General features: G+C 69.6%; 17 protein-coding genes and 3 rRNA genes. 5 read left to right on the top strand and 15 right to left on the bottom strand.

The annotated features are described in order from the left end of the window. Positions 1-31: 31 nt before the first annotated feature. The 4 genes from ACP7TJ_RS18175 to ACP7TJ_RS18160 form a co-directional block, all read right to left on the bottom strand. Complete coding sequence (locus ACP7TJ_RS18175) at positions 32-697, bottom strand: HAD family hydrolase (protein WP_167745145.1); 666 nt, start codon at positions 695-697, stop codon at positions 32-34. A gap of 65 nt (positions 698-762) precedes the next feature. Further along, positions 763-879: ribosomal RNA gene (gene rrf / locus ACP7TJ_RS18170) — 5S ribosomal RNA — on the bottom strand. 90 nt (positions 880-969) lie between these two features. After that, positions 970-4093 (bottom strand): 23S ribosomal RNA (locus tag ACP7TJ_RS18165). Positions 4094-4395: 302 nt separating this feature from the next. Beyond that, a 16S ribosomal RNA gene (locus tag ACP7TJ_RS18160) occupies positions 4396-5922 on the bottom strand. Together the 16S, 23S and 5S rRNA genes form the textbook arrangement of a ribosomal RNA operon. 761 nt (positions 5923-6683) lie before the next feature. On the opposite strand from ACP7TJ_RS18160, the gene trpS reads away from it, so the two are divergent. After that, positions 6684-7703, top strand: coding sequence for a tryptophan--tRNA ligase (gene trpS, locus ACP7TJ_RS18155; protein ID WP_193457668.1), 1020 nt, complete (start codon positions 6684-6686; stop codon positions 7701-7703). 22 nt (positions 7704-7725) lie between these two features. On the opposite strand, the gene proC is transcribed toward trpS, so the two are convergent. From proC to ACP7TJ_RS18125, 6 genes are all read right to left on the bottom strand, one after another. Continuing rightward, positions 7726-8538, bottom strand: coding sequence for a pyrroline-5-carboxylate reductase (gene proC, locus ACP7TJ_RS18150; protein WP_167741103.1), 813 nt, complete (start codon positions 8536-8538; stop codon positions 7726-7728). Between the two features lie 97 nt (positions 8539-8635). Beyond that, a complete protein-coding gene (locus ACP7TJ_RS18145) occupies positions 8636-9391 on the bottom strand; it encodes an ABC transporter permease (protein ID WP_167741104.1) in 756 nt (251 codons plus the stop codon). After that, positions 9388-10176, bottom strand: coding sequence for an ABC transporter ATP-binding protein (locus tag ACP7TJ_RS18140; RefSeq protein WP_427763885.1), 789 nt, complete (start codon positions 10174-10176; stop codon positions 9388-9390). Before ACP7TJ_RS18140 ends, ACP7TJ_RS18145 begins: the two co-directional genes overlap by 4 nt. Positions 10177-10209: 33 nt before the next feature. Further along, positions 10210-10998 carry a class I SAM-dependent methyltransferase gene (locus ACP7TJ_RS18135; RefSeq protein ID WP_427763882.1) on the bottom strand — a complete coding sequence of 263 codons (789 nt, stop codon included), beginning with the start codon at positions 10996-10998 and terminating at the stop codon, positions 10210-10212. Positions 10999-11061: 63 nt separating this feature from the next. Continuing rightward, positions 11062-11568 (bottom strand): EamA/RhaT family transporter, encoded by a 507-nt coding sequence (locus tag ACP7TJ_RS18130; protein WP_189912646.1) that lies wholly within the window; start codon positions 11566-11568, stop codon positions 11062-11064. Between the two features lie 89 nt (positions 11569-11657). Further along, positions 11658-11999, bottom strand: a complete 342-nt coding sequence (locus tag ACP7TJ_RS18125; protein WP_189912645.1) for an SH3 domain-containing protein — start codon at positions 11997-11999, stop codon at positions 11658-11660. 185 nt (positions 12000-12184) lie between these two features. On the opposite strand from ACP7TJ_RS18125, the gene ACP7TJ_RS18120 reads away from it, so the two are divergent. Continuing rightward, complete coding sequence (locus ACP7TJ_RS18120) at positions 12185-14362, top strand: protein kinase domain-containing protein (RefSeq protein WP_427763879.1); 2178 nt, start codon at positions 12185-12187, stop codon at positions 14360-14362. A gap of 34 nt (positions 14363-14396) precedes the next feature. Here ACP7TJ_RS18120 and ilvD read toward each other — a convergent pair whose 3' ends face one another. From ilvD to ACP7TJ_RS18100, 4 genes are all read right to left on the bottom strand, one after another. After that, a complete protein-coding gene (gene ilvD / locus ACP7TJ_RS18115) occupies positions 14397-16250 on the bottom strand; it encodes a dihydroxy-acid dehydratase (protein ID WP_167741110.1) in 1854 nt (617 codons plus the stop codon). 131 nt (positions 16251-16381) lie between these two features. After that, the gene (locus ACP7TJ_RS18110) at positions 16382-17029 is read right to left on the bottom strand and encodes a TetR family transcriptional regulator (protein WP_093764623.1); all 648 of its coding nucleotides are present in this window, start codon (positions 17027-17029) and stop codon (positions 16382-16384) included. Continuing rightward, positions 17026-17889 carry a sugar phosphate isomerase/epimerase family protein gene (locus ACP7TJ_RS18105; protein ID WP_093764622.1) on the bottom strand — a complete coding sequence of 288 codons (864 nt, stop codon included), beginning with the start codon at positions 17887-17889 and terminating at the stop codon, positions 17026-17028. The genes ACP7TJ_RS18110 and ACP7TJ_RS18105 overlap by 4 nt, the downstream gene beginning before the upstream one ends. Before the next feature lie 107 nt (positions 17890-17996). Beyond that, positions 17997-18929 carry a Ppx/GppA phosphatase family protein gene (locus ACP7TJ_RS18100; RefSeq protein WP_093764621.1) on the bottom strand — a complete coding sequence of 311 codons (933 nt, stop codon included), beginning with the start codon at positions 18927-18929 and terminating at the stop codon, positions 17997-17999. A gap of 95 nt (positions 18930-19024) precedes the next feature. Here ACP7TJ_RS18100 and ACP7TJ_RS18095 point away from each other — a divergent pair, with 95 nt between their 5' ends. Further along, a complete protein-coding gene (locus ACP7TJ_RS18095; protein WP_367559949.1) occupies positions 19025-19897 on the top strand; it encodes a hypothetical protein in 873 nt (290 codons plus the stop codon). Positions 19898-19982: 85 nt separating this feature from the next. Here ACP7TJ_RS18095 and ACP7TJ_RS18090 read toward each other — a convergent pair whose 3' ends face one another. Then, entirely contained in the window at positions 19983-21764 is a 1782-nt protein-coding gene (locus ACP7TJ_RS18090; RefSeq protein ID WP_427763874.1) for a BACON domain-containing protein, read from the bottom strand. Positions 21765-22023: 259 nt separating this feature from the next. On the opposite strand from ACP7TJ_RS18090, the gene radA reads away from it, so the two are divergent. Together radA and disA are read left to right on the top strand one after the other, a co-directional pair. Then, complete coding sequence (gene radA / locus ACP7TJ_RS18085; protein WP_093764618.1) at positions 22024-23436, top strand: DNA repair protein RadA; 1413 nt, start codon at positions 22024-22026, stop codon at positions 23434-23436. A gap of 69 nt (positions 23437-23505) precedes the next feature. After that, on the top strand, positions 23506-24630 hold the full coding sequence (gene disA, locus ACP7TJ_RS18080; RefSeq protein WP_031020135.1) for a DNA integrity scanning diadenylate cyclase DisA: 1125 nt from the start codon (positions 23506-23508) through the stop codon (positions 24628-24630). The last annotated feature ends 17 nt before the right edge of the window (positions 24631-24647 follow it).

Raw genomic sequence — 24647 nt, 5'->3', positions numbered from 1 at the left:
GTGGGTAGATCCGGTCAAAGATGAATCGTGCTCAGTTTCCGGCGTCGACGCCGTCTGTGAGATGGGGCTGCAACTCCCGCATGTCGCCGAAGAGCCAGGTGGCGCCGCTCAGCTTCTCCGCCGGCGTCATCGCGGTGAACCCGTACACGTCCATCCCGGCCGCGACGGCCGCCTGGACGCCGAGCGGGCTGTCCTCGACGACCACACACCGCTCAGGTGCCGTGCCCATCCGCTCGGCCGCGTACAGGAAGAGATCGGGGGCGGGCTTTCCGCGGCCGACGTCCTGCGAGCTGAAGATCCGCCCGTCGTCGAAGTACCGGTCCAGCCCGGCCGCCCGGTGCCCGACCCGGATCCGCTCATGACTCCCCGACGACGCCACGCAGTACGGCACCCCGTCGGCCGCCAGCTTCTCCAGCACGTCGGCGATTCCGGGCACGGGCTTCAACTCCCGCTCGAAGGCGGCGAAGACACGGGCGTGAAAGACGTCGTCGAAGTCGGCCGGCAACCGCTGCCCGGTCCGCTCCTCGATCAGGTCGTGCACCCGGTGCATGGCCGACCCCATGTAGTCCCGGATGGAGTCCTCGTAGGTGGTGGGGTGCCCGAGCTCGGTGAGATAGGCGGCGAGGTGTCGGTTGGAGATGGGCTCGCTGTCGACGAGGACTCCGTCGTTGTCGAAAATCACGAGGTCATAGCGCATGGACCTGACCCTAAACGCAGAAAGCCCCCGTGCCGAATGGCACGGGGGCTTCCTATTCAAGAATTGTTCGGCGGCGTCCTACTCTCCCACAGGGTCCCCCCTGCAGTACCATCGGCGCTGTAAGGCTTAGCTTCCGGGTTCGGAATGTAACCGGGCGTTTCCCCTACGCTATGACCACCGAAACACTATGAAACAATCAACCGCCGGCATGCCGTGACCATGGCATGGGGTTGTTCGTGGTTTCAGAACCAACACAGTGGACGCGAGCAACTGAGGACAAGCCCTCGGCCTATTAGTACCGGTCAACTCCACACGTTACCGTGCTTCCATATCCGGCCTATCAACCCAGTCGTCTACTGGGAGCCTTACCCTCTCTAGGAGGTGGGAGTCCTCATCTCGAAGCAGGCTTCCCGCTTAGATGCTTTCAGCGGTTATCCCTCCCGAACGTAGCCAACCAGCCATGCCCTTGGCAGAACAACTGGCACACCAGAGGTTCGTCCGTCCCGGTCCTCTCGTACTAGGGACAGCCCTTCTCAAGACTCCTACGCGCACAGCGGATAGGGACCGAACTGTCTCACGACGTTCTAAACCCAGCTCGCGTACCGCTTTAATGGGCGAACAGCCCAACCCTTGGGACCGACTCCAGCCCCAGGATGCGACGAGCCGACATCGAGGTGCCAAACCATCCCGTCGATATGGACTCTTGGGGAAGATCAGCCTGTTATCCCCGGGGTACCTTTTATCCGTTGAGCGACGGCGCTTCCACAAGCCACCGCCGGATCACTAGTCCCGACTTTCGTCCCTGCTCGACCCGTCGGTCTCACAGTCAAGCTCCCTTGTGCACTTACACTCAACACCTGATTGCCAACCAGGCTGAGGGAACCTTTGGGCGCCTCCGTTACCCTTTAGGAGGCAACCGCCCCAGTTAAACTACCCATCAGACACTGTCCCTGATCCGGATCACGGACCCAGGTTAGACATCCAGCACGACCAGACTGGTATTTCAACGACGACTCCACCCGAACTGGCGTCCGAACTTCACAGTCTCCCAGCTATCCTACACAAGCCGAACCGAACACCAATATCAAACTGTAGTAAAGGTCCCGGGGTCTTTCCGTCCTGCTGCGCGAAACGAGCATCTTTACTCGTAGTGCAATTTCACCGGGCCTATGGTTGAGACAGTCGAGAAGTCGTTACGCCATTCGTGCAGGTCGGAACTTACCCGACAAGGAATTTCGCTACCTTAGGATGGTTATAGTTACCACCGCCGTTTACTGGCGCTTAAGTTCTCAGCTTCGCCCCACCGAAATGGAGCTAACCGGTCCCCTTAACGTTCCAGCACCGGGCAGGCGTCAGTCCGTATACATCGCCTTACGGCTTCGCACGGACCTGTGTTTTTAGTAAACAGTCGCTTCTCGCTGGTCTCTGCGGCCACCCCCAGCTCAGAGCGCAAAGCTCATCACCGGATGTGGCCCCCCTTCTCCCGAAGTTACGGGGGCATTTTGCCGAGTTCCTTAACCATAGTTCACCCGAACGCCTCGGTATTCTCTACCTGACCACCTGAGTCGGTTTAGGGTACGGGCCGCCATGAAACTCGCTAGAGGCTTTTCTCGACAGCATAGGATCATCCACTTCACCACAATCGGCTCGGCATCAGGTCTCAGACTCAATGGTGTGCGGATTTGCCTACACACCGTCCTACACCCTTACCCCGGGACAACCACCGCCCGGGATGGACTACCTTCCTGCGTCACCCCATCACTCACCTACTACCAGCTCGGGTCACCGGCTCCACCACTCCGACCTCGTCCGAAGACTCAGCCGGCGGCTTCACGGGCTTAGCATCACTGGATTCGATGTTTGACGCTTCACAGCGGGTACCGGAATATCAACCGGTTATCCATCGACTACGCCTGTCGGCCTCGCCTTAGGTCCCGACTTACCCTGGGCAGATCAGCTTGACCCAGGAACCCTTAGTCAATCGGCGCACACGTTTCTCACGTGTGAATCGCTACTCATGCCTGCATTCTCACTCGTCAACCGTCCACAACTCGCTTCCGCGGCTGCTTCACCCGGCAGACGACGCTCCCCTACCCATCACAGCACCCGTTGGGGCTATCTGCTGCAATGACACGACTTCGGCGGTACGCTTGAGCCCCGCTACATTGTCGGCGCGGAATCACTAGACCAGTGAGCTATTACGCACTCTTTCAAGGGTGGCTGCTTCTAAGCCAACCTCCTGGTTGTCTGTGCGACTCCACATCCTTTCCCACTTAGCGTACGCTTAGGGGCCTTAGTCGATGCTCTGGGCTGTTTCCCTCTCGACCATGGAGCTTATCCCCCACAGTCTCACTGCCGCGCTCTCACTTACCGGCATTCGGAGTTTGGCTAAGGTCAGTAACCCGGTAGGGCCCATCGCCTATCCAGTGCTCTACCTCCGGCAAGAAACACACGACGCTGCACCTAAATGCATTTCGGGGAGAACCAGCTATCACGGAGTTTGATTGGCCTTTCACCCCTAACCACAGGTCATCCCCCAGGTTTTCAACCCTGGTGGGTTCGGTCCTCCACGAAGTCTTACCTCCGCTTCAACCTGCCCATGGCTAGATCACTCCGCTTCGGGTCTTGAGCATGCTACTGAATCGCCCTGTTCGGACTCGCTTTCGCTACGGCTTCCCCACCCGGGTTAACCTCGCAACACACCGCAAACTCGCAGGCTCATTCTTCAAAAGGCACGCAGTCACGACGCAAGGACAAGTCCTTGCGCGACGCTCCCACGGCTTGTAGGCACACGGTTTCAGGTACTATTTCACTCCGCTCCCGCGGTACTTTTCACCATTCCCTCACGGTACTATCCGCTATCGGTCACCAGGGAATATTTAGGCTTAGCGGGTGGTCCCGCCAGATTCACACGGGATTTCTCGGGCCCCGTGCTACTTGGGTGTCTCTCAAACGAGCCGCTGACGTTTCGACTACGGGGGTCTTACCCTCTACGCCGGACCTTTCGCATGTCCTTCGCCTACATCAACGGTTTCTGACTCGTCTCATGGCCGGCAGACCATGAAAGAGAGATCCCACAACCCCGTATGCGCAACCCCTGCCGGGTCTCACACGCATACGGTTTGGCCTCATCCGGTTTCGCTCGCCACTACTCCCGGAATCACGGTTGTTTTCTCTTCCTGCGGGTACTGAGATGTTTCACTTCCCCGCGTTCCCTCCACTTGCCCTATGTGTTCAGGCAAGGGTGACAGCCCATGACGACTGCCGGGTTTCCCCATTCGGACACCCCCGGATCAAAGCCTGGTTGACGACTCCCCGGGGCCTATCGTGGCCTCCCACGTCCTTCATCGGTTCCTGGTGCCAAGGCATCCACCGTGCGCCCTTAAAAACTTGGCCACAGATGCTCGCGTCCACTGTGCAGTTCTCAAACAACGACCAACCACCCATCACCCCGAACATGACGCTCGAGTGCACTGGGGCCGGCACTGAAGGAAGATCATTCCCTCAGACACCCAACAGCGTGCCCGACACAGTCAGCCGACCAGATCAGCGTTCCACGCCCCGAAGAGCAGTACTAGCGCCTGGTCCATCCTGGACCGTGCCGAGTAGTCAACGTTCCACCCATGAGCAACCAGCATCAGACGTTCGCCGATGTACTGGCCTCTGGACTGCCGAGGCAGCCTAGAAGTGCTCCTTAGAAAGGAGGTGATCCAGCCGCACCTTCCGGTACGGCTACCTTGTTACGACTTCGTCCCAATCGCCAGTCCCACCTTCGACAGCTCCCTCCCACAAGGGGTTGGGCCACCGGCTTCGGGTGTTACCGACTTTCGTGACGTGACGGGCGGTGTGTACAAGGCCCGGGAACGTATTCACCGCAGCAATGCTGATCTGCGATTACTAGCGACTCCGACTTCATGGGGTCGAGTTGCAGACCCCAATCCGAACTGAGACCGGCTTTTTGAGATTCGCTCCACCTCGCGGTATCGCAGCTCATTGTACCGGCCATTGTAGCACGTGTGCAGCCCAAGACATAAGGGGCATGATGACTTGACGTCGTCCCCACCTTCCTCCGAGTTGACCCCGGCGGTCTCCCGTGAGTCCCCAACACCCCGAAGGGCTTGCTGGCAACACGGGACAAGGGTTGCGCTCGTTGCGGGACTTAACCCAACATCTCACGACACGAGCTGACGACAGCCATGCACCACCTGTACACCGACCACAAGGGGGCGCCCATCTCTGGACGTTTCCGGTGTATGTCAAGCCTTGGTAAGGTTCTTCGCGTTGCGTCGAATTAAGCCACATGCTCCGCCGCTTGTGCGGGCCCCCGTCAATTCCTTTGAGTTTTAGCCTTGCGGCCGTACTCCCCAGGCGGGGCACTTAATGCGTTAGCTGCGGCACGGACGACGTGGAATGTCGCCCACACCTAGTGCCCACCGTTTACGGCGTGGACTACCAGGGTATCTAATCCTGTTCGCTCCCCACGCTTTCGCTCCTCAGCGTCAGTATCGGCCCAGAGATCCGCCTTCGCCACCGGTGTTCCTCCTGATATCTGCGCATTTCACCGCTACACCAGGAATTCCGATCTCCCCTACCGAACTCTAGCCTGCCCGTATCGACTGCAGACCCGGGGTTAAGCCCCGGGCTTTCACAACCGACGCGACAAGCCGCCTACGAGCTCTTTACGCCCAATAATTCCGGACAACGCTCGCGCCCTACGTATTACCGCGGCTGCTGGCACGTAGTTAGCCGGCGCTTCTTCTGCAGGTACCGTCACTTTCGCTTCTTCCCTGCTGAAAGAGGTTTACAACCCGAAGGCCGTCATCCCTCACGCGGCGTCGCTGCATCAGGCTTTCGCCCATTGTGCAATATTCCCCACTGCTGCCTCCCGTAGGAGTCTGGGCCGTGTCTCAGTCCCAGTGTGGCCGGTCGCCCTCTCAGGCCGGCTACCCGTCGTCGCCTTGGTGAGCCATTACCTCACCAACAAGCTGATAGGCCGCGGGCTCATCCTGCACCGCCGGAGCTTTCGAACCGCTTGGATGCCCAAGCGGGTCAGTATCCGGTATTAGACCCCGTTTCCAGGGCTTGTCCCAGAGTGCAGGGCAGATTGCCCACGTGTTACTCACCCGTTCGCCACTAATCCCCACCGAAGTGGTTCATCGTTCGACTTGCATGTGTTAAGCACGCCGCCAGCGTTCGTCCTGAGCCAGGATCAAACTCTCCGTGAATGTTTACCCGTGATCGGGTGCACACATCACGAGAGCGGAACATCGGGAGGAATAGTCCCGACGTTCACAGCGTCCTCGCTGTGTTTTCTTCAAAGGAACCTCGACCATCCGAAACCGGATGGACGGGGTATCAACATATCTGGCGTTGACTTTTGGCACGCTGTTGAGTTCTCAAGGAACGGTCGCTTCCTTTGTACTCACCCTCTCGGGCTTTCCTCCGGGCGCTTCCCTTCGGTCTTGCGTTTCCGACTCTATCAGATCTTTTTCTCGACCTGACCCCCGGTCAGCGGGGTTTGTCTTTCCGGCCGTTGCGGGCCGTTCCGACGAGTGAGACTTTAGCGGATTCCCGGCTCCCGACCTAATCGGGGTCCTGCTCCCTTTCGGGTGCGGATTCCTCATTCCGTGAATACGCACGACAATGACGCGCCGGCAGACAGACTGCTGACGTCGATCAGTAGTGGTGCTCACGGGATGGCTGTCCGGGGCCGACCGGAGTCGGTGCTCACGTCGGACAACTCGGAGAACAGTACGGATCCCCCAGGTCCGTGTCAACTCGCTGCGGTCCCCCGCCCCGGGGGCGTAGTCTCGTGGGCATGACGACGCGTACGCACAGCCAGTTCTGGTGGGCCGCCTGACGGCGGTCGTCCTGCGTATGCACCCACGGCCGCCGCCTCGGCGGCCGTTCTGCTTTCTCCCCCCGGAGCTCGAGGGGCGGCCGCCCCGGACAGCGGCCTCGACGCTCCACAGGAGAGGGAGAAGTGATGACTCGGGTCTTCAGCGGTATCAAGCCGACCGGACATCTGACGCTGGGGAACTACCTCGGGGCCATGCGGCGGTGGGCCACGGTCGACCAGTACCGGGCGGACGCGCTGTTCTGCATCGTCGACCTGCACGCCCTGACCGTGGACCACGATCCGGCGCGGGTGCGCCGGCTGAGCAGGCAGGCCGCCACCCTGCTGCTGGCCTCCGGGCTGGATCCACAGCGGTGCACGGTGTTCGTGCAGAGCCATGTGGACGAGCACGCCCGGCTGTCGTACCTGCTGGAGTGCGTGGCCACGGACGGCGAGATGCGCCGGATGATCCAGTACAAGGAGAAGGCGGCGCGTGAGCAGCGGCGGGGCGGGAGCGTGCGGCTGTCGCTGCTGACGTATCCGGTGCTGATGGCGGCGGACATCCTGGCGTACGGGACGGACGAGGTGCCGGTCGGGAACGACCAGACGCAGCACGTGGAGCTGGCGCGGGATCTCGCGGTGCGGTTCAACCAGCGGTACGGGCACACGTTCGTCGTGCCGCGGGCGACCAGCCCGGCGGTGGCGGCGCGCGTGATGAACCTTCAGGACCCCGGTTCGAAGATGGGCAAGAGCGACGACACCGGGCCGGGGATCGTCTATCTGCTGGACGAGCCGGACGTGGTGCGGAAGAAGGTCATGCGCGCCGTGACCGACAGCGGGAGCGAGGTCGTGTACGACCGGGAGTCGCGGCCGGGGCTCGCCAATCTGCTGGAGATCCTGGCGGCCTGCACCGGCGGTGATCCCGAAGAGCTGGCGGGGTCCTACGACGGGTACGGCGCGCTGAAGAGAGACACGGCGGACGCGGTGATCGAGGTGCTGCGGCCGTTGCGGGAGCGGCACCAGGAGCTGTGCGCAGATCCGGGTTATCTGGAGGGCGTGCTGCGGGAGGGGGCCGAGCGGGCGCGGGGCATGGCGCGGCCGACCGTGGACGCCGCCTACCGGGCGATCGGCCTGCTGCCGGCCGAGGAGGTGGTGGCCGCGGCGCGGTGACGACCGGCCGCGGCCTGCGGGGTCAGCCGTTGTTGCCGGAGGCGAGCTCGCGGCTGCGGTCGCGGGCCGCCTCCAGGGCGGCGATGAGGGCCGCGCGGACGCCGTGGTTCTCCAGTTCGCGGATGGCGTTGATGGTGGTGCCGGCGGGGGACGTGACGTTCTCCCGCAGCTTCACGGGGTGTTCGCCGCTGTCGCGGAGCATCGTCGCGGCGCCGATCGCGGACTGCACGATCAGGTCGTGCGCCTTGTCGCGGGGCAGGCCGAGCAGGATGCCGGCGTCCGTCATCGCCTCGACCAGGTAGAAGAAGTACGCCGGGCCGGAGCCGGAGAGCGCCGTGCAGGCGTCCTGCTGGGACTCGGGGACGCGGAGGGTCTTGCCGACGGCGCCGAAGATCTCCTCGGCGTGCGCGAGGTGGTCCGCGGTGGCGTGGCGGCCGGCGGAGATGACCGACATGGCCTCGTCGACGAGGGCGGGGGTGTTGGTCATGACGCGCACGACCGGGGTGCCCTCGGCGAGACGCTCCTCGAAGAAGGAGGTCGGGATGCCCGCCGCGCCGCTGATGACCAGGCGGTCGGCGGGGACGTGCGGGGCGAGCTCGTCGAGGAGGGTGCCCATGTCCTGCGGCTTGACCGTGAGGATCAGGGTGTCGGCGGTCTTGGCGGCTTCCTGGTTGGTGACCGGGGTGACGCCGTGACGCGTGCGGAGCTCGTCGGCGCGCTCCTGGCGGCGGGCGGTGACCAGGAGGTCGGCGGGGGACCAGCCGGCGCGGATCATTCCGCTGAGCAGGGCTTCGCCGATCTTGCCGGCGCCGAGGACTGCGACTTTCTGGGTCATGGCTGAGGGTGCCCTCCGGGGGTGGGTCGTCCTGGTGGTGATTGTCCCATCCGGAGAGTGGTGGGGGCTCGGTTGTCCGGTGGGCGGACGGCCGGAGTCACGCAGTGCGGCGTTTCAGCGTGGCCGCGCCCACGATGAGGACCAGGAGGGCGCAGCCCGCGACGACGGTGATGTCGCGGACGAAGGCCGTCGTGAGGTTGGCGTGGCGGAGGACCTCGTTCATGGCGTCGACGGCGTAGGACATGGGGAGGGCGTCGGAGATCGCCTCCAGGACCGGGTGCATGGCGTCGCGTGGGGTGAACAGACCGCACAGCAGCAGCTGGGGGAAGATCACCGCCGGCATGAACTGCACCGCCTGGAACTCGGACGCCGCGAACGCCGACACGAACAGGCCGAGGGCGGTGCCGAGGAGCGCGTCGAGCAGGGCGACCAGGAGCAGCAGCCAGGGGCTGCCGATGACGTCGAGGTCCAGGAACCACACCGCGAGACCGGTGGCGAGGGCCGACTGGACGACCGCGACGGCGCCGAAGGCGAGGGCGTAGCCGGCGATCAGGTCGCCCTTGCCGAGGGGCATGGCGAGCAGGCGTTCCAGGGTGCCGGAGGTGCGTTCGCGCAGGGTGGCGATCGACGTGACCAGGAACATCGTGATCAGCGGGAAGATCCCGAGCAGCGAGGCGCCGATGGTGTCGAAGGTGCGGGCACTGCCGTCGAAGACGTAGCGGAGCAGGAAGAGCATCACGCACGGGACGAGGATCATCAGCGCGATGGTGCGCGGGTCGTGGCGGAGCTGGCGCAGGACCCGGGCGGCGGTGGCGGTGGTGCGCGGCAGGCTGAGGGCGCCGGCTGCGGTCATCGGGTGGACTCCTCGGTATGTGCGGCCGCGGCGGCCTCGTCGACCAGGCGGAGGAACGCGGTCTCGACGGTGTCGGCGCCGGTGCGGGTGCGCAGGGCCTCGGGGGCGCCCTCGGCGAGGACCTCACCCGCGCGCATGAGGAGCAGCCGGTGGCAGCGCTCGGCCTCGTCCATCACATGGGAGGAGACGAGGAGGGTGGCGCCGCGGTCCTCGGCGAGGCGGTGGAAGAGCTGCCACAGGTCGCGGCGGAGGACGGGGTCCAGGCCGACGGTGGGTTCGTCGAGGACCAGCAGCTCGGGTGTGCCGAGGAGGGCGACGGCGAGGGAGACGCGGCTGCGCTGGCCGCCGGAGAGGGTGCCGGCGAGGGAGTCGGCGTGGCTGGTGAGGTCGACGTCGGCGAGGACGCGTTCCACGTCGTGGCGGCGGTCGGCGCCCGCCTTGCCCGGGTCGAGGATCGCGGCGAAGTAGTCGAGGTTCTGGCGGACGGTCAGGTCGTCGTAGACGGACGGGGCCTGGGTGACGTAGCCGATGCGGGTGCGCAGGGAGGGGTGGCCCGCGGGGCGGCCGAGGACGTCGAGGGTGCCGGTGACCTTGGCCTGGGTGCCGACGACGGCCCGCATCAGCGTCGACTTGCCGCAGCCGGAGGGGCCGAGGAGGCCGGTGATGCGGCCGCGGGGGACGGTGAAGCCGAGGCCGCGCAGCACGGGGCGGGAGCCCCGGACGACGGTGAGGTCCTGGGCGTGCACGGCCGGCTCCTCCGGGGGCCGGGAGGAGTAATTCATCATGTGATGAATACTCCTCCCGGCGGCGCGGGCGCGTCAAGCCGCGGGCGGCGCGGAAGCGAGGAGGAGGACGACGACGTAGGTCTCCTCGACGATCCCGTCCGGGAAGACGTCGAGGACGTGGCGGCGCTCCTCGGTGAGGTGGGCGGCGGTGCGGTCGGGGCTCTGGACGAGGAAGAGCGAATGGCTGCCGAGGTTGGCCAGGTGCGTGTCGATCGGGACGCGGCGGCTCCAGCGGACGGTGCGGCGTGCGAAGTCCAGCCGGCCGGAGGGGTCGGCGGTGGCGGCGTCGAGGTCGTTCTGCTCGCGGGAGAAGTCCCGTCCGAAGTGGCGGCCGGCCCGGGCGGACGCCTCCGCGATCCAGGGGACGTCGAGGGCGCTGGTGTTCCACCACAGGGCGAGGGCGCCGCCGGGGCGCAGCACCCGCAGCGCCTCCGGGACGGAGCGGGCGGGGTCGGTCCAGTGCCAGGACTGGGCGTAGGTGATCAGGTCGGTGCTGTGGGCGGCGAGGGGGAGGGCGTCGCCGTCGCCGCGGACGACCGGGGTGCCGGGGAGGCGGCGGCGGAACTCCGCCGCCATGCCCTCGCCGGGCTCGACGGCGACGACGTGCGCGCCGCGCTCGAGCAGGCGGGCGGTGGCCACGCCGGTACCGGCGCCGACGTCCGCCACCCGGGACCCCGCGAGCGGGCGGCCGGTCAGCTCCTCGATCGCGTCGAACAGGGCGGGCGGATAGGTGGGGCGGTGGTCCGCGTACTGCGCGGCGACCGCGTTGAAGGACTGGGCCCGGGCGGTGTGGGAGACCTGGTCGGCCCTCGATGTCGTCATACGGCCATCGTGGCCGCGGGCCGGGGCGAGGCGCCGGGGTTTTCCCTCGCCCCGTCCGTCGTGTCAGCCGCGGCGGCGCTTCCTCGCGGGGTTGCCCGAGCGGCGGGTGGTGCGGCGGGCGTACTCCTCGCGGGCCGTCTCGTACTCGGCGCGGTGCAGCTTCTCGCCGGGGGCCTCGGTGAGGGAGCGGAAGAAGTAGGCGAGGAGCGAGCCGATGAACCCGATGGACAGCAGCCCGCGCAGGGACGACCGGCGGTCGGGGTCGGGGCGGGTGGAGAAGGAGGACCAGGTGTGGCCGAAGGCGAGGGCGCTGCAGACCGCGAACATCACGACGACGAGCAGCGAGACGAAGCCGCCGACAGCGGCGATCTGGAGCCCTTGGTAGGCGAACCGCAGCACGAAGCAGGCGGCGGCCGCGGCGGCCAGCGACCCCACGGCGACACCGAGCCGGCGGGCGGCGTACCCACGGGAGTGGTCGACCCAGGTCGTCCCGAAGAAACGGAGGGGTTCGGGCTGGGGGCCGGCGGGGGTGGCCGGGACTCCGTCGGTGCGGTTCTCTTCTGCGCTCACGGGTCGATTGTGACTCCTCGCCCACGTGACCGCGGGAGGCCCCCGCGCCGACCCGTCGGCCGGCGCCGGAGGCGTACCGCGAGACGGGCCTAGCAGCGGGGGGCGACGTATCCGTCGCTGCCGGTGCGGATGTAGGCGTCCGAGACGTATTGACCGCTGCCGATGTTGTCCCAGATGTTCGAGGTGCCGTACGGGCCCGTCACCCAGGTGCCCGGCGTCTGGCAGTTGATCCGGACCCAGGCGCCCTCGGACAGGACCCGGACGATGGAGTAGCCGGTGCCGGGACCGCTGCGGACGTTCAGCTGGTAGCCCGGCGCCACCGGGTAGGAGGTCGCGAGCGCGGCCGCCGTGGCGACGGCTGCCTCGGCCGTCCTCCCCTCCACGTCGGCGACGTCCCCGCCCGTGATGCCTCTGGTGTCCTCGACAGACATGGAAAAAACCTCCCCCGTTGCGCCCCACGACTGTCATGGGGCCACGTTGATTCCCCTGTTGTCACCCATCAAACATCAACGCACTTCTCGCACAAGGAGACGGGCACGCCGCATTCGTCCCGCACACACCATCGACTAGGCTCCGAGCGTCTCGCGCGCGATCGAGCACCACGGGGGGTGATTCCATGACGCCGCAGCGGAACACCGAACCGGGTGCGGAAGCGGAACTTCCTGAGTACGCCGGTCACTACCGTCTGGAGTCCTGCCTGGGTTCCGGGGGCATGGGCGTCGTGCATCTGGCACGCAGCACCTCCGGCATGCGGGTCGCGGTGAAGGTCGTGCACGCCCGGTACGCCTTGGACCCCGAGTTCCGGGGGCGCTTCCGGCAAGAGGTGGCGGCCGCCCGACGGGTGAGCGGGGCCTTCACCGCGCCCGTCGTCGACGCCGACCCCGACGGCGGACGTCCCTGGATGGCCACCCTCTACATCCCTGGTCCGACACTCTCGGAACAGGTGAACCGGAACGGCCCCATGGATGCGGACCAGTCGCGTCGGCTGATGGCCGGGCTCGCCGAGGCACTGCGGGACATCCACCGGGTCGGCGTCGTGCACCGGGACCTGAAACCCAGCAACGTGCTGCTCGCGGACGACGGGCCCAAGGTCATCGACTTCGGCATCTCCCGGCCCAGGGACAGCGAACTGCGCACCGAGACCGGGAAGTTGATCGGTACTCCGCCCTTCATGGCGCCCGAACAGTTCCGGAGCCCCCGCGAAGTGGGCCCCGCCGCCGACATGTTCGCGCTCGGGTCGCTCATGGTGCACGCGACGACCGGACGCGGTCCCTTCGACTCCGACAGCCCTTACGTCGTCGCCTACCAGGTCGTGCACGACGAGCCCGATCTGACGGGCGTGCCGGGGTCTCTCGCGCCCCTGGTGCGGCGGTGTCTCGCCAAGGACCCCGGTGAACGGCCCACGCCGGACGAACTGATGCGGGAGTTGCGGTCGGTGTCGGCGGCGTACGACACGCAGGTGTTCGTGCCTGCGCAACGGGCGCCGGGGGCGGAGGAGTCGTCCAGGGCGCCGGCGTCCGACGCGCGGGAGACGCATGGCGGGGAGAAGAGCGGCGCGCGGGAGGAAGCCGCTGCCGAACCCCCGGCGGACGCGTCCGGGAAGCGGTCCGGCCTGCGTCCGGGCCGGCGGGCGGCCCTGGTGGCCGGGGTGCTGTGCCTCGCCGTGTTCGGTGGCTTCACCGCGCTCGGCGCGTTCGACGACACGTCCCCGCCGCGCCGGACCGCCGCCGCGCAGAGCGCACCGGCCGGCTCGGCCACGTGGGAGACGGTGCCCGTTTCCGGGGACAGCGGCGTGCCCCAGTGCACCTACGGGGTGGGGAAGCTGCTCTGTGCGGCGCCCGGTCTGGTCTTCGCGCTCGATCCGGCCGACGGCCGCACCGTGTGGCGGCACGACGTCGCCCCGGGAACGACGCGAAGTGAACCGCCCGTCCTGTCCGCCGGCCTGCTCCACCCGTCCCTCGACCGCATCGGTGACCTGGAGGCGCTGGACCCGGCCACGGGCGAGCCGGTGTGGCAGTTGGAGGACACGCCCGCCTACGACGGAGTACGGGCGGTGGGCGACGCTCTCCTGCTGACTCGCTCCGACGGGATGGTCACGGGTGTGGACAGTGCCTCGGGTGAGACCAGGTGGTCCAGGCGGATCCCCGGCCAGGCCGTGCCCTACTTCACCTCGTTCGGCGAGGAGGAGCCTTCGGCCTATGCGACGAGCCCGTCCGCGGACGGGAACTCGACCCGTGTCACCGCGGTCGACCCGGTGACGGGGGACGTGCGGTGGGATGCGGAGCTGGAGGGGTCGCTGACGCCCGTGGGAGCGGCGGACGGGCACGTGTACCTGGTCGCCGACGGAGCCGTCCACGGGGACGCCGGGGCCGTGGTCCGGTTCACGCCCGGCACCGGGGAATCTCGGCGCGTGACGCTGCCCGTGCCGGTCCCGGAGGCGGTGGCCGGGGTGCACGACGGCACCGTGTACCTGATGGGGGCGGGCGGTTCGCTCGCGGCCGTCGACCTGGCCGCCGGCGAGCAGCGGTGGCGGCTGGAGACAGGGGTGAGCCGGGGGTCGGTGCCCGTTTCCGACGGACGCCACGTGTACGTCGCCGCTCCCGACGGACGGCTGCTCGGCGTGGACGCCCGCAAGGGCAAGCTCCTCGGGCAGACCCGGCCGCGGCTCGGCCCGCAGTCCGACCGCGTGCCCGCGACGCTGGCCGCCCCCGTCCTCGCCGGCGACCGCGTCTACGCCTCCGCCCCCGACGGCACCGTCTTCGCCGTGGACGCGGACGACCCCGCCGCCTGGTGACAGGCGACGGGGTCGTAACCGCGAAGCAGGAGCCTCAGCCCAGCTTGCTCACGTCCCGGACCGCGCCCTTGTCCGCGCTCGTCGCCATCGCCGCGTAGGCCCGCAGGGCCGCGGAGACCTTGCGGTCGCGGTTCTTCGGGGCGTAGCGGCCGGCGAGGGCCTCCTCGCGGCGGGCCAGTTCGGCGTCGTCGACGAGGAGTTCGACGGAGCGGCCCGGGATGTCGATGCGGATGCGGTCGCCGTCCTCGACCAGGGCGATGGTGCCGCCCGAGGCCGCCTCCGGGGAGGCGTGGCCGATGGACAGGCCGGAGGTGCCGCCGGAGAAGCGGCCGTCCGTGATCAGGGCGCAGGCCTTGCCGAGGCCGCGGCTCTTCAGGTACGACGTCGGGTAGAGCATCTCCTGCATGCCGGGGCCGCCCTTGGGACCCTCGTAGCGGATGACGACGACGTCGCCCTCCTTCACCTGCTGGGTGAGGATCTTCTGCACGGCCTCCTCCTGCGACTCGCAGACGACCGCCGGTCCCTCGAAGGTCCAGATGGACTCGTCGACGCCGGCCGTCTTGACCACGCAGCCGTCGACGGCGAGGTTGCCGCGCAGCACCGCCAGGCCGCCGTCCTTGGAGTAGGCGTGCTCGGCGGAGCGGATGCAGCCGCCCTCGGCGTCCTCGTCGAGGGTGTCCCAGCGCTCGGACTGGGAGAACGCCTCGGCGGAGCGCTTGCAGCCGGGGGCCGCGTGCCACAGCTCGACCGCCTCCGGGGAGGGGGAGCCGGCGCGGATGTCCCAGGTCTTCAGCCAGTCCGCGAGGGACGGGCTGTGGACGGCGTGGACGTCCTCGTTGAGCAGGCCCGCGCGATGGAGCTCGCCGAGCAGGGCGGGGATGCCGCCCGCGCGGTGCACGTCCTCCATGTAGTACGTGCGGTCCTTGGCGACGTTCGGGGCGACCTTCGCCAGGCACGGCACGCGGCGGGAGAGGGCGTCGATCTCGGTGAGGCCGAACGGCACCTCGGCCTCCTGGGCGGCGGCCAGCAGGTGCAGGATCGTGTTGGTGGAGCCGCCCATGGCGATGTCGAGCGCCATCGCGTTCTCGAACGCCTGGAAGGTGGCGATGTTGCGGGGCAGGACCGTGTCGTCGTCCTGCTCGTAGTAGCGGCGGGTGAGGTCCATGACCGTCTCGGCCGCGCGGACGTAGAGGTCCTTGCGGGCGGTGTGGGTGGCGAGGACCGAGCCGTTGCCGGGGAGAGAGAGGCCGATGGCCTCGGTGAGGCAGTTCATCGAGTTGGCGGTGAACATGCCGGAACAGGAGCCGCAGGTCGGGCAGGCGTTCTCCTCGATGCGGAGCACGTCCGCGTCGGACACCTTGTCGTTGGCCGCCTCGACCATCGCGTCGATCAGGTCCAGCGTGCGGACCGTGCCGTCGACCAGGGTGGCCCGGCCGGCCTCCATCGGGCCGCCGGAGACGAACACCGTGGGGATGTTCAGCCGCAGCGCGGCGTTGAGCATGCCCGGGGTGATCTTGTCGCAGTTGGAGATGCAGATCAGGGCGTCCGCGCAGTGCGCCTCGACCATGTACTCCACGCTGTCCGCGATCAGGTCGCGGGAGGGCAGCGAGTAGAGCATGCCGCCGTGGCCCATCGCGATGCCGTCGTCGACGGCGATGGTGTTGAACTCGCGCGGGATGCCGCCGGCCGCGACGACCGCCTCGCTGACGATCCGGCCGACCGGCGCCAGGTGCGTGTGACCGGGGACGAACTCGGTGAAGCTGTTGGCGACGGCGATGATCGGCTTCCGGCCGATGTCCGCACCGGGTACACCGGAGGCGCGCATCAGGGCGCGGGCGCCCGCCATGTTGCGGCCGTGGGTGACTGTGCGGGACCTCAGCTCGGGCATCGTCGCTCGCTCCTTCAGACCTTCGGGGAGTCTCCGTCAGAGAGTTCTGACTGCATCGAGCGTACGCCGGTCATCCAGAGGGCGGGACGAGGTGTCCGGAATGCGATACGCGTGTCTCAGGCGTCCCGCGTTCAGGGGCCGGTGAGGTGCCCCTGCACGACGGGGGCGACCCGCCGGACGATGTCCTCCGGGTCGGCCGAGGCGAGCGGCTCCATACGGATCACGTACCGGATCATCGCGATGCCGACGAGCTGGGCGGCGGCCAGTTCGACGCGCAGTTCCGCGTCCGGCCGGTCGAGCCGGCCGGCGACCCGGCGCAGCAGCTGGCCGGCGACGAGGCGGCGGAAGACGGCCGCCGCGGCGTCGTTGTTGACGGCGGAGCGGACGATCGCGAGCAAGGGGGCGCGGGTGACCGGGTTCTCCCACAGGCCGATGATCATGCGGGTCATCCGCTCGCCCACCTCGTCGAGCGGCCCCTCCAGCACCGTGTCCCGGTCGTCGAGCACCGGTCCGAAGGCGATCTCGACGGCGGCCTCGAAGACCCGCTCCTTGGTGCCGAAGTAGTGGTGCACGAGGGCGGAGTCCACCCCGGCGGCCTTGGCGATGCCCCGGACGGACGTCTTCTCGTAGCCCCGCGCGGAGAACTGCTCGCGGGCCGCGTCGAGGATGCGGTCGCGGGTGCCGGCCGACTCCGTGCCCGGGGGGCGTCCGCGGCGCCGGGGGGCGCCGGCCCCGTTCGGGGAGGCGGCCGGGCCGTCGCTCGCGGTGACGCCGTTCACCGGCGTGGCACCCGGAGGGAGGAGGGGGAGGACAGGGAGGAAGGGGAGGACGCCGAGGCGAGGTGGAGGCGGGTGAAGGCCAGGGCCTCCGCCAGGTCGGCCTCACGTTCGGCGCTGGACATGGCGCGCCGGGTGTTGACCTCGATCACGACATGACCGTCGAAGCCGCTCCGCGCCAGCCCTTCCAGGACCTCGGCGCACGGCTGGTCGCCACGGCCGGGCACCAGGTGCTCGTCCTTGGCGGAGCCCCGGCCGTCGGCCAGGTGCACGTGCCCCAGCCGGTCGCCCATGCGCTCGACCATCCGCAGCGTGTCCGTGCGGGACGTGGAGGCGTGGCTCAGGTCGATCGTGAAGTGGCGGTAGTCCTCCTTGGTCACGTCCCAGTCTGGGGCGTAGGCCAGCATCTCGCGGTCGCGGTAGCGCCAGGGGTACATGTTCTCCACGGCGAACCGCACGTCGGTCTCGTTCGCCATCCGCCAGATGCCGTCCACGAAGTCGCGGGCGTACTGCCGCTGCCAGCGGAACGGCGGGTGGACGACGACCGTCGACGCGCCGAGCTTCTCGGCGGCGGCCCGGGCCCGCTGGAGCTTGGTCCAGGGGTCGGTGGACCACACGCGCTGCGTGATCAGCAGACAGGGCGCGTGGACGGCGAGGACGGGGATGCGGTGGTAGTCGCTGAGCCTGCGGAGAGCCTCGATGTCCTGGCTGACCGGATCCGTCCAGACCATCACCTCGACGCCGTCGTACCCGAGGCGCGCGGCGATCTCGAAGGCCGTCGCCGTCGACTCCGGGTAGACGGAGGCCGTCGACAGGGCGACCTTCGCATCCGGGATGCGGACTACGTCCCTTGCTTCTGCCACGAGCCTCAGGTTACGGGGTGGGGCGGGGGCGGTGCGGGGTGCTGCTTCGCCGTTGTGGTGTTTGCCATAGCGGGCGGTGGTGCGTCCGGGCCGGGCCCTCTCGGGGGTCAGGCCGGGCCCATGTGGTCGAGGCGGCGGAGTATGACGCCCTCCCGCAGGGCCCACGGGCAGATCTCCAGGCGCTCCACGCCGAACAGGTCCATCGCGCCCTCGGCGACCATCGCGCCGGCGAGGAGCTGGCCCGCGCGGGCCTCGGACACGCCCGGCAGCTCGGCGCGCTCGGCGGCGGTCATCCCGGCCAGCCGCGGCACCCACGCCTCCAGCGACTCCCGCTTCAGCTCGCGCTGGACGTACGGACCCTCGGCGGAGCCCGGGGCGCCCGCGAGCCGGGCGAGCTGCTTGAAGGTCTTGGAGGTGGCCACGACGTGGTCCGGCGCGCCGAACCGGCTGAAGTCGCCGACCGAGCGCGCTATCCCGGTGCGGACGTGGCGGCGCAGCGCGCGGACGTCCTCGGCCTCGGGCGGGTCGCCGGGCAGCCACCCGGCGGTGAGGCGGCCCGCGCCGAGCGGCAGCGACACCGCCGCGTCGGGCTCCTCGTCCATGCCGTAGGCGATCTCCAGGGAGCCGCCGCCGATGTCGATGACGAGCAGCTTCCCGGAGGACCAGCCGAACCAGCGGCGGGCGGCGAGGAAGGTGAGCTTCGCCTCCTCCTCGCCGCTGAGCACCTGGAGTTCGACGCCGGTCTCCTCGCGGACACGGCCGAGGACGTCGTCGGCGTTGCTCGCGTCGCGGACCGCGGAGGTCGCGAACGGCAGCAGCTCCTCCACGCCCTTGTCCTCGGCGTGCTGGAGCGCCTCGTGCAGGACCGACACCAGCAGGTCGATGCCGTCGGGGCCGATCGATCCGTCGGCGTCGAGGAGCTGGGCGAGGCGCAGTTCGGTCTTGTGCGAGTGCGCGGGCAGCGGCCGCGCGCCGGGGTGGGCATCGACCACCAGCAGATGCACCGTGTTCGAACCAACGTCGAGGACACCGAGTCTCATGTACGGAACGCTACTGCGCGCGGCGCACCGTGTTACCCGCTTCTCACGGGCCGGACCGTCGCCGGGTTGGGCCTGAGGCGACTTACCCTGGACGGGTGCCAAAGACGAAAAAGGCGAAGGACGAGAAGACGGACAAAAAGGCCAGGAAGGAAAAGCGGGCCGGACTGGCCGGGGATCCTTCGCGGGTGCCGACACCGCAGGCGCTGCGGCCGGCGCCCGCCGACGACGAGCAGGGCCTCGACTTCGCCCGCGCTTGGGTGGAATTTCCTGATCCGGCGGACGACGAGCAGGTCTTCCGCTGCGACCTGACGTGGCTCACCTCTCGGTGGAACTGCATCTTCGGCAGCGGCTGCCAGGGCATCCAGGCGGGCCGCGCGGACGACGGCTGCTGCACCCTGGGCGCCCACTTCTCCGACGAGGACGACGAGAAGCGCGTCGCCGAGCATGTGGCGAGGCTCACACCGGACATCTGGCAGCACCACGCGGAGGGCACCCGCAACGGGTGGATCTCCGAGGACGAGGACGGCGAGCGGCAGACGCGCCCGTTCCGGGGTTCGTGCATCTTCCAGAACCGTCCGGGCTTCAAGGGCGGCATGGGCTGCTCGCTGCACATCCTCGCCCTCAAGGAGGGCCGCGAGCCGCTGGAGACCAAGCCGGACGTCTGCTGGCAGCTCCCGGTCCGGCGTACGTACGAGTGGATCGACCGGCCCGACGACACGCGGGTGCTGCAGGTGTCGATCGGCGAGTACGACCGTCGCGGCTGGGGCCCCGGCGGCCACGATCTGCACTGGTGGTGCACGTCGGCGACCTCGGCGCACGGCGCGGGCGAGCCGGTGTACGTCTCCTACCGCGCGGAGCTGATCGAGCTGATGGGCAAGGCGGGGTACGACCGCCTGGCCGAGCTGTGCGAGGAGCGGCTGGCGTCGCAGCTGCCGCTGCTGGCCCCGCATCCGGCGGACCCGTCCTGACGAGCCGCTCCCGGCGTGCCCGGCGCCCGTCCCCGAGGGGGCGGGCGCCGTTTCGCGTCCACGGCGTCCACCGCGTACACCGCGTCTACGGCGTGCCCGGGTCCGGGGTGCCCGTGTCGGCGGCCGTGGAGTCGCCGGGCTCCGGAGGCTCGGGGGCCGAGGGCGCCGGCCCTGTGGGGGACGGGTCGGTGGGCGTCGGGTCGTCCGTCGAGGGGTCCGGGTCCGGTTCCGAGGAGGAGGGCGGGTCGGTCGGCGTGGGGTCCGAGGGCGTCGGCGTCGTGGGCGTGGGGTCCGGGTGCGAGGGCGACGGGGGCGGGCCGCTCGGGGTGCCCGGGGCCGAGGGGGTGTCCCGGACCGGGGCGGACGGGGCGGGGCCGTACCCCTCGATGGACACCACGGAGCCCGCCGGGGAGATCGCCACCGTGGCCCGCCAGTGGCCGGACGGCTCGCGCAGCTGGTCGACGTGGACCCGGATCGTCACCGACCCGCCCGGGGCGAGCGTGCCCGAGGAGCGGTTCAGGTAGAGCCAGGAGGCGCCGGTGGACGCGGACCAGCGGACCGGTGCGTCCCCCCGCGCGGTCAGGGTGATCAGCGTGGTGTCGCCGCTGCGGTCGGCCGTCACGCCCAGCACGGCGGCGCCCGTGTGCCCGCCGCCGGCGACCTCGACGACCTCCACGGAGACGTCCGGTGCGCCGCCGGCGCCGAAGCGGGTGCCGGGGCGGGGCTCGGCGTTGCCGGCGTTCTCGTAGCCCGCGCCGCCCTCGCCGCCGTCGAAGTCCACGGTGCCGTCCTCGCGGGCGGAGGACGGGCCGCCGTCCACGCCCTCGCCCACCGGGGTGCCCCGGTAGGCGGCCCACAGCGCCAGCACGGGCGCGGCGACGACCGTGGCGACGACGGTCGTCGTGACGGCACGCGAGCGCAGCCGGTCCCGGCGTGCGACCCGGTCCTTGGGGTCCACGGGGAAGCCGCGCCGGTCGAAGCGGGGCGCGCCGCCACGCACGCGGGGATGGTGCGCGAGGGCGGTGTGCAGGGCGGCGGTGGGCGCGGGCACGAGCGGCAGGGCGTCCGGGGTGACGCTGGTGCCGGGCCACCGGCCCGGGACGGCCCGCTCGGCGGTACGGCGGCAGCGGGGGCAGTCGTCGACGTGGCGGACGAGTTCGCGGCGCAGGGTCGTGCCGAGCACCATCCCCTGGTCGCCGGTGAGGTGCGCCACGCCGGGGCAGGCGCCGGTCTCCACGACGGCGAGGGCCGCGCGGGTGCGTTCCACCTCGCAGGCCGCGGTGGCGAGCAGCTCGCGCGCCGCGGCCGGCGCCATGCCCAGCACGGCGGCGACCTCGTGGGCGGCGAGACGGTGCCGCACGGCGAGCTCGAGCGCCTCGCGCTGCTCCGGGCTGGTCCCTGCGGCCTCCGGCCAGGCCAGCGCGGCCAGTTCGCTGCGGCGCCGCTCCTGCTCCTCGGGCGGCAGGGCGGCGGGGGCGCTCCCCGCGGAGGCGCGCTGCCTGCCGGAGCGGCCGCCGGCGTGCGTGGCCTGACGCTTCTGCCGGGCCTCGGCCAGCTTCCGCAGACACGCCCAGCGGGCGAGGGCGTACAGCCACGCGCGGAGGCTGCCCAGCTCGTCCGGGACGTGCCGGTCGCGGCGCTCCGCGAGGTGGAGCGCGTCGGCCAGGGCGGCGGTCGCCGCGTCGTGGTCGCACAGGACGGACAGGCAGTAGGTGAACAGGCTGTCCAGGTGCGGCTCGTAGCGGGCGGCCGGCCGTCGGGCCAGCGTGCGCGCGGCCGCTCGGTCGCGCGCTTCCCGGTGCGTCCGGTGGGTTCCGGTCGTACGGGTGGACGTACGGGTCGAGGTGTCCGGGCCGCTGCTCGTCATTCGGCGACCGTAGGGGCCGGGGGGCGACGCCTTCCGGCGCCGTGCGCACTTTTAATCCGTAAGGGTGAAACGATCCCTCAATCCGGGGACAGGAACCTTTCCCCGCCGGTGAGCGGCCACGACGCGGACGCCCTCCGCGCCCGGGGACGCGGCGCCTCCGACGGCCCGGGCGCGCCGGGTGGCCGGTCGGCGGGCGGCGCACGTCCCGCCGGGGTGGGGGCAGGCCCGGGATGTCAGAGGGGGCCGTTACCTTTTGGGCATGGCTGCCCGTACCAAGACCTCCAAGGACCGTCCGTCCTACCGCTGCACCGAGTGCGGATGGCAGACGGCCAAGTGGCTCGGGCGGTGTCCCGAGTGCCAGGCCTGGGGGACGGTCGAGGAGTACGGTGCGGCGCCCGCCGTGCGGACGACCGCGCCGGGGCGGGTCACCACGTCCGCGCTGCCCATCGGGCAGGTCGACGGGCGGCAGGCCACCGCCCGCTCCACGGGCGTGCCCGAGCTGGACCGGGTGCTCGGCGGCGGGCTGGTGCCCGGCGCCGTGGTGCTGGTCGCGGGCGAGCCGGGTGTGGGCAAGTCCACACTGCTGCTGGACGTCGCCGCCAAGTCCGCGAGCGACGAGCACCGCACCCTGTACGTCACGGGTGAGGAGTCGGCGAGTCAGGTCCGCCTGCGCGCCGACCGTATCCACGCCATCGACGACCACCTCTATCTCGCCGCCGAGACGGATCTCTCCGCCGTCCTCGGGCACTTGGACGCGGTGAAGCCGTCGCTGCTGATCCTGGACTCGGTGCAGACGGTCGCGTCCCCCGAGATCGACGGCGCGCCGGGCGGCATGGCCCAGGTGCGCGAGGTGGCGGGCGCGCTGATCCGCGCCTCCAAGGAGCGCGGGATGTCCACGCTCCTCGTGGGACACGTCACCAAGGACGGCGCCATCGCGGGCCCCCGCCTCCTGGAGCACCTGGTGGACGTGGTGCTGCACTTCGAGGGGGACCGGCACGCCCGTCTGCGTCTGGTCCGCGGCGTCAAGAACCGCTACGGCACGACCGACGAGGTCGGCTGCTTCGAACTGCACGACGAGGGCATCACGGGCCTCGCGGACCCGAGCGGACTTTTCCTGACCCGTCGTGACGAACCGGTCCCGGGCACCTGTCTGACCGTCACCCTGGAGGGCCGCCGCCCCCTGGTCGCCGAGGTGCAGGCGCTCACCGTGGACTCGCAGATCCCCTCCCCGCGCCGCACCACCTCAGGCCTGGAGACCTCCCGCGTCTCGATGATGCTGGCCGTGCTGGAACAGCGCGGCCGGATCAGCGCCTTGGGCAAAAGGGACATCTACTCCGCGACGGTCGGCGGCGTGAAGCTCTCCGAGCCGGCCGCGGACCTGGCCGTCGCGCTCGCCCTGGCCTCCGCCGCGAGCGACACCCCGCTGCCGAAGAACCTCGTCGCGATCGGCGAAGTCGGCCTCGCGGGCGAGGTGAGACGCGTCACGGGCGTGCAGCGCAGGCTCGCCGAGGCGCACCGCCTGGGCTTCACGCACGCCCTGGTGCCGGGCGACCCGGGCAAGGTTCCGGCGGGCATGCAGGTACGGGAAGTGGCGGACATAGGGGACGCGCTGCGGGTCCTTCCCCGCTCCCGTCGGCGAGAGGCCCCACGGGAGCCGGAGGACCGCCGGTAGACTTTGCCCAGGTCTCGCCCGTCCGTACGAAGCGCGGGGGCGCCCAGAACCTGCGACCGGAGGAGTGCAGTGGCAGCCAACGACCGGGCAGCAGCTCCCGGAAAGTCCGGTGGGAGTGCCGGTTCCGATGGCCTGATGCGCGCCTCGCTGAGCGCCGTGGCGCCTGGTACCGCCCTGCGTGACGGCTTGGAGCGCGTGCTCCGCGGCAACACGGGCGGGCTCATCGTGCTCGGCTCGGACAAGACCGTCGAGGCGCTGTGCAGCGGCGGCTTCGTGCTGGACGTGGAGTTCACCGCGACCCGGCTGCGCGAGCTGTGCAAGCTCGACGGCGGCATCGTGCTGTCCTCCGACCTGTCGAAGATCCTGCGCGCCGGCGTCCAGCTGGTGCCGGACCCGACGATCCCCACCGAGGAGACCGGCACCCGGCACCGCACCGCCGACCGCGTCTCCAAGCAGGTCGGCTTCCCTGTGGTCTCCGTCTCCCAGTCGATGCGGCTGATCGCCCTGTACGTCGACGGGCAGCGCCGCGTCCTGGAGGACTCGGCGGCGATCCTGTCCCGCGCCAACCAGGCCCTCGCCACCCTGGAGCGGTACAAGCTCCGCCTCGACGAGGTCGCGGGCACGCTGTCCGCGCTGGAGATCGAGGACCTGGTGACGGTCCGGGACGTCTCCGCGGTCGCCCAGCGACTGGAGATGGTGCGCCGCATCGCCACCGAAATCGCCGAATACGTGGTCGAACTGGGCACCGACGGCCGCCTTCTCGCCCTCCAGCTCGACGAGTTGATCGCGGGCGTGGAGCCGGAGCGCGAACTGGTCGTGCGGGACTACGTCCCCGAGCCGACCGCGAAGCGCTCCCGCACGGTCGACGAGGCGCTGCACGAGCTGGACGCGCTCACCCACGCGGAACTGCTGGAGCTGCCGACGGTCGCGCGGGCGCTCGGGTACACCGGCTCCCCGGAGACCCTGGACTCGGCGGTGTCGCCGCGCGGCTTCCGCCTGCTGGCGAAGGTGCCGCGGCTGCCCGGCGCGATCATCGACCGCCTGGTGGAGCACTTCGGCGGACTGCAGAAGCTGCTGGCCGCGAGCGTGGACGACCTCCAGACGGTGGACGGCGTCGGCGAGGCCCGCGCCCGCAGCGTCCGCGAGGGCCTCTCCCGCCTGGCGGAAAGCAGCATCCTCGAACGCTACGTGTAGGAGAGCGCCCCGAAAGG

The organism is Streptomyces sp. DSM 41931 (assembly GCF_050271085.1).
Classification (GTDB): Bacteria; Actinomycetota; Actinomycetes; order Streptomycetales; family Streptomycetaceae; genus Streptomyces; species Streptomyces albogriseolus.
This window is presented reverse-complemented; position numbering and strand designations above follow the sequence as displayed.